This is a genomic window from Flavobacterium terrisoli (assembly GCF_030167905.1).
GTDB lineage: Bacteria > Bacteroidota > Bacteroidia > Flavobacteriales > Flavobacteriaceae > Flavobacterium > Flavobacterium terrisoli.
Genome location: NZ_JARGNA010000003.1, coordinates 159689 through 171312, shown reverse-complemented (window position 1 = coordinate 171312; position 11624 = coordinate 159689). Strand labels below are relative to the sequence as shown.

Genomic DNA, 11624 nt, shown 5'->3' with positions numbered 1-11624 from the left:
TATTTAAGTATTACAAAAATACAGATTCGAAATGAATAGCGGTATAAAAAACAAATGCATACCGGTTAAAGTATGCATTTCGTTCAAAAATCCAATTTATAACAACTTACAACAACTAACTTATTTCAAGATCATAAACGTACATCTACGATTGGTGGCATGTTCGGAATCGGTACAATCGTTTTTCGGACAAATAATCAATGGCTTGCTTTCGCCATAACCAACCGATTTGAGTCGTTTTCTATCGATGCCGTTTTGTACCAAATATTCTAAAGCAGAAGCCGCTCTTCTGTTTGATAATCTCAGGTTATACATTTCGGAAGCACGTGTATCGGTGTGCGAACCAATCTGAATTTCCATGTATGGGTATTTTTTCAAAAGGCCAACCAACACGTTTAGCACTTGTGCCGCTTGAGGCTTGATATTCCATTTGTCCAAATCGAAATAGATGTTTTCCAATTCGATTAAAACCGTTCCGTCTTCTTTTTTGTTGATGATATCTTCGGCGTCATAGTATGACTCGACTTTCATCTGTAAATCGATATAGACTTTTCCTTTTACACTCGTATCAAATTCGGCTTCAGCCGGAATATAAAAATCTTTGAAAGCCATGATTTTGTATTTCTTGTTGGGTTCCGTATTGAAAGTGAAATCTCCATCTTTCCCTACTAAAATCTCCTCGAGCAATTCGCCTTTGTCATTATACAACTTAACCGTTGCGCCCGGCAAAAGTTCAGTCGATTTCATATCTCTTACTTCACCTTCAACCAAATATTGCAGCTTGTTGTCTTCACGAACAAAGGTGTACAAATTGTCATCACCGGTTCGGTTGGATGCAAAATAACCTTTGTCCTTCTCTTCATCCAGAATGAAATTGAAGTCGTCCATTTCGCTGTTGATGGTTGAACCTAAATTCAACGGCTTGTCAAATTCGGTTTCACTCAATTTATAACTCATGAAAATATCCAGGTTTCCATTGCCCTGATGGCCATCTGAAGCAAAGTATAGCGTTCCGTCTTCGGTTAGAAAAGGAAACTGTTCGCGGTGAATCGTATTAATGGTTTCCCCTAAATTTCGCGGTTGGCCAAAAGTGCCATCCTGTAAAATATCAACCACAAAAATATCCATCGAACCGATCGTTCCTTTCATATCACTGGCAAAGTATAATTTCTTTCCGTCCTTAGTCAGGAATGGATGTTCCACAGAATATTCATCACTCGAGAACGAGCACATTTTGACATTCGTCCATTTATCACCTACATATTCTGCCTTATAAATTTTTACCGTAGCCACTCTTTCGTTGTTGATTTCCACTTGCTTGTCACCGGTTCTATTGAAATACATGGTTTTACCATCTGTGCTGAACGTGGCGTTGCTTTCGTGTTTTTTGGTATTGATGCTTTCCGGAAATGGTTCTACTTTGACCAATTGTCCTTTGTCATTTACGGAAGCCATAAACAAATCGAGATAAGGCCTGTCGTTCCAGCCATAGGCTTTCTCTTCGGCATTTCTTAATGAAGCGAAGGTTACTTTTTCACCAAAGAAAGCAATTCCGAAATCACCATTGGTTTTGTTTTTCGACATCATTTCGAGTTTGAAACTATTCGGAGTATTTCGGGTAACGTTCTTCATGAACTTAGGAGTGTTTTGGTCAAAACCTAAGTATTCCGACATGATTTTATCGCCTTTATCAAAATCTTTGGTGCCTTTCAAGGCATTGGCATAACGGAAATAAACCTCTTTTTTCACACTATCCTTATAGGTAAAAAACAACTGGCCATAGGCACGAACGGCATTATCCATTTGGAAATTGTAATAGTAACAATCTCCCAAATTCTGCAATACTTTTCTTGATTGTTCGCATTGCTCATAAGCCGCCGCGGCTTTGACATAGGATTTTCTGTCAAACAAGGAATGGGCTTGTTTGACACTTACTTTTTTCTGGGCAAAAAGAGTTGTGATACTGCAAAAAACAAAAAGTATGTAGAAGATTTTTTTCATCGTATCCATTTTAAAAGAATCTTGGTGATTTATCATACCCTTTTCCTGAGAGTCGACCCAAATCGAGGTCGAACAAAACAAACACTTCATGCGAACCTGAGTTGTATTTTCTCAAATCCGAAAGTGTATAATCATAAGAATAACCTATTCTTAGTGTTGGTGTCACATAAAAACCTACCAAACCGCTCACAGAATCATCCCAGCGGTAACCGGCTCCTAATTCTAATCGGTTGTTGATTAAAACGTTTGTCGTTACATCTATCGAAACCGGTGCGCCTTCCACGCCTTTGGCCATGAATGCCGGTTTTAATTTAAAATTATCATTGCCGTTAAAGGTAAAGACATATCCACCGGTCATAAAAAAGTGAACCGATTCAACGCCACTTCCAACCAAACCATTGTGGGTTTCCAAATGTCTTGACGTCATTAAATTCGGTGTGGAAAACCCAAGGTAATAGTTGTCGCCAAACAAATAGGTTCCGGCGCCGATATTAGGAAATGTTTTGTTGATGTTATCCTGAAATGCCGGATCAAGGACAGGATCAGTATATTGAAAACCGTTGAAGTTGGCACTAAAAAGGGTAACTCCAGCTTTTACTCCAAAAGACAATCTTGTTTTTTCAGAGAGTGATAATACATAGGCAAAATCGGCAAAAATATTACTTTCCTGCACCACATCTCCAATTTCATCATGAACTACTGAAAGACCTACTTCTACTTTTTTGGATAAGGGCTTGTGGATAAAAAAGGAACCGGTTGTTGGTGCGCCTTCGATGCCAACCCATTGGGCACGATAAATACCGCCCATATTAATGACATCTTTGTTCTCGGTTGCATAAGCCGGATTGATAACACTCATATTGTACATATAGTGGGTAAACTGAGGATCTTGCTGAGCCACCATAGAAGAAGAGCCCAATACAATAAGTAGGACTGAAAGGTATTTTAAAATGCTATGTTTCCTATTTGTACTCATCTTCCTTATCTGTTTAGATATACTCTGCCCTGAATGGCATCTCTTTCTCCGTCGTTGAAATTCAATATGTAGAAATAAACGCCTACCGGTAATAAGTTGTTTCCAAGATTCAATCCACCTACGGTGGTTGTTCCATCCCAATTTGGAGTATTTCTGTTTCCGGTATAGATTAAACTTCCATAGCGGTTGTAGATTTCCAATTTGAAATTCGGATACAATAACGCCAGATTCGGGATTTCAAAAGTGTCATTGATACCATCATTGTTTGGCGAATAACCATCCGGAATGAATATGTCATCACATACCGTTGTGTCTACTGTTACTTCCAATCTGACTGCACCTTCACAACCACTCGCTGCGGTTAAGGCTGCATAATAAGTTGTACCGTTAACCAACAAATCGGTATTGGCGTAAGCCGTTCCACCCGTTGGTGCATTATACCAGGTTACCGTTGGGAATCCGACCAAATTAGCGGTTAAACTTTCTATCGTTGGATTGTCATCTTCACAGAAAAGATTTCCGTCCTGGATGATTTGTGGTGTACCTAATGATGAAACTGTGAAATTACCAATCAGTGCGTTTCCTCCAACAACAGCACACAACAATGTTGGAGAAGTCAGGTTAGCCAATTGAATAGATGTAGTGCCATTATTTACCAAGTCAGTTCCCGGAATGGTGAAAGTTGCTCCTCCATTGGTAAATGTCACTGATAATGTCCCTGATGCCGTATTCGCGCCTGACAACTGATAAGTAAGGATATAAGTTCCATCGGGTAAATTAGTGATTCCGGAAATAGTCACATCACTACTGTAATTGGCACAAGTATCTTGTGCTGAAATTGTTGCACTATCAATGTTTGGAGATAAGATAAGTGTAAAACTAACCGTTGCCGTTTCAGCGGCATTGGTACAACCAGTTAAGGCCACAATTCCGATAACGGTTAAGGTATAATTTCCTGAAGTAGTAAATATAGCTGCCGGAACCGTAAATTGTCCAACTCCACCGGTAACTGTTACATTTCCTGTAACACCAGTAGTTGGCGTCGCTCCCGGAATAGAATAATTGAATTGGTAAACACCATCCGGTAGATTGATGGCATTGACAATATTAACCACGACATCAGTTCCGAAACACACATTGGCAGCAGATAAATTCGGACTGTCGATATCAGCCAAAGGTCTGACAACGATTTGTGCCGAAACATTGACTGGCGTGTTTGAACAGTTGGTTACAGTATTTACGATATTGGTAAACGTAATCACCGTTGTTCCAATATTTGGCAATGAAGCTGTTGGAATAGTAAAGTTTCCGTTTGATGCAGCTATGGTTACCGTTACCGTTTGATCTGGCAATGTATTCGCTCCTGACAAATCATAGCTCAAGGTATAAGTTCCATCAGCCATTCCGTTTAGGTTGACAATGGTATTAGTTCCTAAACAAGCCTGTGAAATATTGATATTGACTGTTGAAATTACGGGGCTTGCCAAGATAGTAAACTGCACCACTTCAGTATCCGTTCCACAAGGCGTTGTAACTGTATAAGTATAACTATAGGTTGCCGGTCCAAAACTAATAATGGTGAGTGGCGAAGTTACCACCAGAGCATTACTGTCTGTCCAAACTCCTCCTGTATTCTGACCCGTCAATAAAGTAGCCAAATCTAAAACACCTACACTTGGACACAATGGTTGGATTGGCACGAATGTTCCTGCATTCGGTAATGGATTCACAATTACAGTAACCGTTGATGTTGAATTGGCACAAGGCGAAGTTCCAAGAACGGTATAAGTAAAGTGATAAGTACCGAGCGCGACAGCAGACGGATTAAATATATTTCCGGTCAATGCTCCCGAAGCGTCATCGTCATTCCAAGTACCCCCAGTATTTTGAGTGCCGTCTAATCCGGTAAATAAATCGAGTGAAGTTATATTGATACAAGTATTTAAGGTTTGGCCTACTCCACCTGAATTGGGTGCCGGAATAACCGTAACATCAACTGTTGCTGACGCAGAAGGACAAGCAGCAGAAGTAACTGTATAAGTATAAATATTTGTCGCATCAACAGCCGGATTGAAAACACCTGTTCCACTGGCCAATGCCGGTAACCAGGTTCCGCCCGGTTCTGCTGTTGGTCCTAATAAACCAAACAAATCCTGAGCCGCATCACTTGAACATAAAGTCAGTGTATTATTAACCCCTGCAACCGGTAGTGGACTCACAACGACCGTAACTGTAGAAGTTGCATTGGCACAAGGCAAGGTTCCAAGAACGGTATAGGTAAAATGATAGGTTCCAACACCGATTGCTGATGGGTTGAATGTATTTCCTGTCAAAGCACCGGTTGAATCATCATCTGTCCAAGTTCCTGTTTCCTGCGTTCCGTCTAATCCCGCAAATAAATCAACAGAAGTTGAGCTCACACAGGCATTTAAGGTTTGTCCTACTCCACCAGAGTTTGGCGCCTGAGTAACACTAACCACAACGTCTGCCGTATCGGTAGTACATAAACCACCACCAACGGTATAAGTATAAGTTGATGCCAAATCAACCGCTGGGTCAAATACTCCTGTTCCGGAAGCTAATACTGGTGACCAGGTTCCGCCTGCTTGTGCATTTGGACCTAATAATAAGAATAAATCCTGGGCAATATCATTCGAACACAAAGTAACTGAATTGTCATCTCCTGCATCCGGAACCGGATTCACAGTTACCGAAATTATGGCTGAGTCGTTATCACAAGGTTGCGTTCCTGTTAATGTATAAGTGTAATCTCCCGGAGCATCAACTGCAGGATCAAATACTCCTGTTCCACTCGCCATGGCTGGTGTCCATGTCCCTCCAGGCTGTGAATCCGGGCCCAATAACAAGGCCAAATCCTGAGCCGGGCTATTCACACAAAGCGTGACTGAATTATTGGTTCCCGCTTCCGGTCCTTGAGTTACCGTTACGGTTACAGTCGATGTATCGTCAACACAAGGTGCGATACCGGCTATCGTATAAGTGTAAACTCCTGATGCATCAACAGCCGGATTAAAAATACCTGTTCCACTGGCTAATGCCGGTGACCAAGTTCCACCAAGTTGTGGCGTTCCTGATAAAGAGGCAAATAAATCTACTGGATTTTGGTTTGAACATATGGCCAGCGTTCCATCGTTTCCTGCATCCGGAACCGGATTAATGATTACTTCAACCGTCGCTGATGAAGCCGGACAAGGTGTTGTTCCTAATATTGTATAAGTATAAATTCCCGCAGCATCAACAGCCGGATCAAACACTCCTGTTCCACTGGTTAATGCCGGCGACCAAGTTCCGCCTGGTTGTGCGGTTGGACCTAATAATGGAAATAAATCAAATGAAGGGTTTAAAATACAAATCGTTGTACTCGCGTTTACACCCGCAACCGGAGGATCGCTTACCGTTAGTGTTGTACTACTCGTTTGTGGATTCACACAACTTGGCGTCCCTGAACTGGCAACACTGATGATATTTACCGTAGTACTAACAGTATATGTTCCTGTTAATGTAGCGGTTCCTGCTCCGTCTAAAATAACAGTCTGATTTGTTCCGCCATTGAGGTTATAAGTCACTGTTGCATTTGGCGTTCCCGTAAAAGTGAAAGTAGCTGAATCACCTGAACACAATGTTGTCGGATTCACAGCCACACTTACAGTCGGTAATGGTTGTATGGTTAAAGTAACGCTGCTCGTTTGTGGATTCACACAACTCGGCGGACCTGCACTTGCAACACTGATGATATTTACTGTAGTATCAGCGTTATAAGTTCCTGTTAAAGTAGCGGTTCCTGCTCCATCTAAAACAATGGTTTGGTTGGTTCCTCCGTTGATGTTATAAGTTACTGTTGCATTTGGAGTTCCTGTAAAAGTGAAAGTCGCCGAATCACCCGAACACAAAGTCGTTGGACTTACCGCAACACTCACCGTAGGTAATGGCAAAACGGTTAAAGTTACACTGCTCGTTTGTGGGTTAACGCAACTTGGAACACCAGCGCTTGCCACACTAATAATATTAATGGTTGTATCTGCGGAATAGGTGCCGGTTATGGTAGCGGTACCTGAACCATTTAATACTACGGTTTGGTTTGCTCCTCCGTTGATGTTATAGGTTACCGTTGCATTTGGTGTGCCGGTAAAAGTGAAAGTTGCACTATCGTTAGAACAGATAGTTGTTGGACTTACTTCTACAGCAACTGTTGGTAATGGTAGAACGGTTAAAGTGACGCTGCTAGTTTGCGGGTTAATACAACTCGGTGGGCCTGCGCTAGCTACACTAATAATGTTAATGGTTGTATCTGCAGTATAAGTACCGGTTATGGTAGCCGTTCCTCCTGCATTCAAAACTACTGTTTGGTCACTTCCGCCGTCGATGTTATAAGTCACCGTAGCATTTGGTGTGCCGGTAAAAGTAAAAGTTGCACTGCTGTTTGTACAGATACTTGTCGGACTCACTGCAACGCTTACTGTCGGCAATGGTAAAACCGTTAAGGTAACACTGCTGGTTTGTGGATTCACACAACTTGGTGGACCTGCACTCGCTACACTGATGATGTTTATGGTTGTGTCTGCTGAATAAGTTCCCGTTAATGTCGCAGTACCAGCACCATCCAAAATAATGGTTTGGTTGGTTCCACCATTGATATTATAAGTAACTGTTGCATTTGGCGTTCCCGTAAAAGTGAAAGTAGCACTACTATTGGCACAGATTTGTGTTGGACTCACTGCAACACTCACTGTTGGCAATGGTAAAACCGTTAAGGTTACACTGCTGGTTTGTGGATTTACACAACTTGGTGGCCCTGCGCTCGCTACACTAATTATATTTATGGTGGTATCGGCTGTATAGGTTCCAATAATTGTTGCTGTACCGGCTCCGTTTAAAACAATGGTTTGGTTCGCCCCACCATTGATGTTATAAGTCACCGTTGCATTTGGAGTTCCGGTAAAGGTAAAAGTAGCAGTGCTATTGGCACATATCTGAGTTGGACTCACTGCAACACTCACTGTTGGCAGTGGTAAAACCGTTAAGGTTATACTGCTGGTTTGGGGGTTAACACAACTTGGTGGACCTGCACTCGCAACACTAATGATATTTATTGTAGTATCGGCTGAATAAGTTCCGGTAATGATTGCTGTTCCTCCGGCGTTTAAAACTATGATTTGATTGGTTCCTCCATTGATGTTATAAGTTACCGTTGCATTTGGCGTACCGGTAAAGGTAAAAGTCGCATTGCTATTGGCACAAATGCTTGTTGGGCTCACTGCAACACTTGCGGTTGGCAATGGTAAAACCGTTAAAGTCACACTGCTCGTTTGCGGATTCACACAACTTGGAGTACCCGGACTGGCTACACTTACAATGTTGATGGTTGTATCTGCGGTATAAGTTCCGGTTAATGTTGCTGTACCGGTTCCATTTAAAACAATAGTTTGGTTGGTTCCTCCATTGATATTATAAGTTACCGTAGCGTTTGGCGTTCCTGTGAAAGTGAACGTAGCACTTTCATTGGCACATATTTGAGTTGGACTCACCGAAACACTTACGGTTGGCAATGGTAAAACCGTTAAGGTTACACTGCTCGTTTGCGGGTTAACACAAGTCGGCGGACCTGCACTCGCTACACTTATAATGTTTATCGTAGTATCGGCTGTATAAGTTCCGGTAATGGTTGCTGTTCCACCAGCGTTTAAAACTATGGCTTGATTGGCTCCACCATTGATGTTATAAGTTACCGTAGCGTTTGGCGTTCCCGTAAAAGTAAAGGTTGCACTGCTATTGATACAAATGGCTGTTGGACTGACAGCTACAGCAGCCGTTGGCAATGGTAAAACGGTTAAAGTAACGCTGCTCGTTTGTGGGTTAACACAACTCGGCGGACCTACGCTTGCCACACTTATGATGTTTATTGTGTTATTGGCAGCATAAGTTCCGGTAATAGTTGCCGTTCCACCAGCGCTTAAAACTATGGTTTGATTTGTTCCACCATTGATGTTATAAGTAACCGTCGCATTTGGCGTCCCGGTAAAGGTAAAAGTAGCACTCCCATTTTCACATACTTGAGTTGGACTCACTGCCACACTTACTGTTGGCAATGGGATGACCGTTAAAGTTACACTACTGGTTTGTGGGTTAACACAACTCGGCGGACCGGCACTGGCTACACTTATAATGTTAATCGTAGTAGTCGCCGAATAAGTTCCGGTTATGGTTGCTGTTCCTCCGGCATTTAAAACTATGGTTTGATTGGCTCCACCATTGATGTTATAAGTCACTGTTGCATTTGGGGTTCCCGTAAAAGTGAAAGTAGCACTGCTATTGGCACATATTTGAGTTGGGCTCACCGCAACACTCACTGTCGGTAATGGTAAAACCGTTAAGGTTACACTGCTGGTTTGCGGATTTACACAACTTGGTGGCCCTGCACTGGCTACACTTATAATGTTAATGGTCGTATCGGCTGTATAAGTTCCAGTTATTGTTGCTGTTCCTCCTGCGTTTAAAACTATGGTTTGATTCGCTCCGCCATTGATATTATAAGTAACTGTTGCATTTGGCGTTCCTGTAAAAGTAAACGTAGCACTAGTGTTCGAACAAATTGTCGTTGGGCTTACGGCAACACTGACTGTTGGTAATGGTAAAACCGTTAAAGTAACGCTGCTGGTTTGTGGGTTAATACAAATTGGTGGACCAGCACTTGCTATACTTATTATGTTTATTGTAGTATTGGCAGCATAAGTTCCTGTTATGGTAGCCGTCCCACCAGCGCTTAAAACTATGGTTTGGTTTGTACCTCCATTAATATTATAGGTAACTGTTGCATTTGGCGTTCCTGTAAAAGAAAATGTTGCACTGCTATTGGCACAAATGCTTGTTGGGCTCACTGCAACACTTGCGGTTGGCAATGGTAAAACGGTTAAAGTAACACTACTGGTTTGAGTATTAACACAAATTGGCGGACCAACACTCGCCACACTTACAATGTTAATAGTAGTATTAGCGGTATAAGTTCCCGTTATGGTAGCTGTTCCTCCGGCACTTAAAACTATGGTTTGATTGGCTCCTCCGTTGATATTATAAGTCACCGTTGAATTTGGCGTACCGGTAAAAGTAAAAGTGGCGCTACCTCCAGAACATATTGGTGTTGGACTCACCGCTACACTTGCTGTTGGCAATGGTAAAACCGTCACAGTCACACTACTCGTTTGTGGATTCACACAACTCGGAGATCCTGAACTCGCTATGCTCACAATATTTACTGTTGTGTCAGCAGTGTAGTTTCCGGTTAATGTAGCAGTCCCAGAGCCATTTAAAACAATAGTTTGATTTGCACCTCCATTAATATTATAGGTCACAGTAGCATTTGGCGTACCAGTAAAAGTAAACGTAACACTACTCCCTGAACAGGAAATCGTTGGACTAACCGCAACACTCGCTGTGGGCAATGGCAAAATGGTTATCGTAACCGTTGATGTATCTGGCGCACATAAAGCAGAAGAAACGGTATAAGTAAACACATACGGACTACCAGCAAGTGTCATGGTAGAAACATTCAAAGTTCCCTGCGATCCATTTGTTGTAGCTATTGGTCCGGTCCAAACACCTGTATTATCAGGCGTTCCTCCTAAAAGAGCAAACAAATCAAAAGGCGCTGTAGTTGCTATTTCGTTCACACAAATGCTCCTATTACCATCGTTCCCTGCATCATTCGGTTCATAGAGATTGACTAAAACCTCTAGTCTATCACTACTCTCACACGGAGGATCGACTGTTGTCGCATAATAAAACTGGCCATTTACCAATGGTGTTGAAGGATCGAGCGGAATTCCAAAAGCGGAAGTCAGGTACCAATTATTATTACCCGAAGCAACTAAGTCTCCAACTGTTGGCGGACTGCCCGGAATATTACAAAATTCCTGTACCGGATTCCCTGTTGGCGGTGGAACCAATCCAACATTTACAAAAACAGAAAGCCTTGAAGTCTGGCAACCTGTATTAGGATTGGTCTGGCTTATATAATAAATAGTATTGTCTGTTAAAATCGCCGTAGGTGACAGCGCTGTCCCGCCCGTTGGCGTGGTATACCACTGCAAATTATTCCCAATGATAACAAATTGGGGATTGGATGGCGTAGCCTGACTCAAACTGGTCACACAAACACCCTGGAAATTGGCACCGGTTGGTGCTGAATATATGGTAACCGTAACACTTTGTCTCGGACCACAGTTTCCCGTATTGTCATCCACAAAATAATCTTCCCCGTTGACTAATACTGTTGAATTATTAAGTTGGGTATTTGAAGTTGCGGTTGCAAACCATTTAATTCCACCGCCATTATTTGTTGCCTGTAAACTGGCAACGGTTGGCGACTGGGTATCACAAAAAGTCTGGTTTGAATTGGTAATAGTTGGACATTGAGAATAAACAAAACCATTCTGCCCAAATAGTGTCAGTATCAAAACACAATAAAAAAAGTAATTTTTGGCGAGAGTAGTTATTCTCATAAGCAGTTCTATTTAATACAATTTAAATCCGTAAAACATCACTCCTTTTCATATTGTGACAATAAAACTTCAACCACAAAGAACATTTGATTCAATTTTGAATCTATAGTATTAGGCAAAGTAAAATTGTC

At 41.9% G+C, this 11624-nt stretch carries 3 protein-coding genes; all 3 read right to left on the bottom strand.

Translation table 11 applies throughout. From position 1 onward, the window contains the following. Positions 1–120: 120 nt before the first annotated feature. Genes P1K33_RS04880 through P1K33_RS04870 form a run of 3 tightly spaced genes read right to left on the bottom strand, consistent with a single transcriptional unit; the run spans position 121 to position 11493 of the window. The gene (locus tag P1K33_RS04880) at positions 121–2001 is read right to left on the bottom strand and encodes an OmpA family protein (RefSeq protein WP_284651766.1); all 1881 of its coding nucleotides are present in this window, start codon (positions 1999–2001) and stop codon (positions 121–123) included. A 10-nt stretch (positions 2002–2011) separates the two neighbouring features. Then, the gene (locus P1K33_RS04875) at positions 2012–2977 is read right to left on the bottom strand and encodes a PorP/SprF family type IX secretion system membrane protein (RefSeq protein WP_284651765.1); all 966 of its coding nucleotides are present in this window, start codon (positions 2975–2977) and stop codon (positions 2012–2014) included. Between the two features lie 5 nt (positions 2978–2982). Beyond that, positions 2983–11493: a T9SS type B sorting domain-containing protein gene (locus tag P1K33_RS04870; protein WP_284651764.1), complete on the bottom strand. Its 8511-nt coding sequence runs from the start codon at positions 11491–11493 to the stop codon at positions 2983–2985. Between the last annotated feature and the right edge of the window lie 131 nt (positions 11494–11624).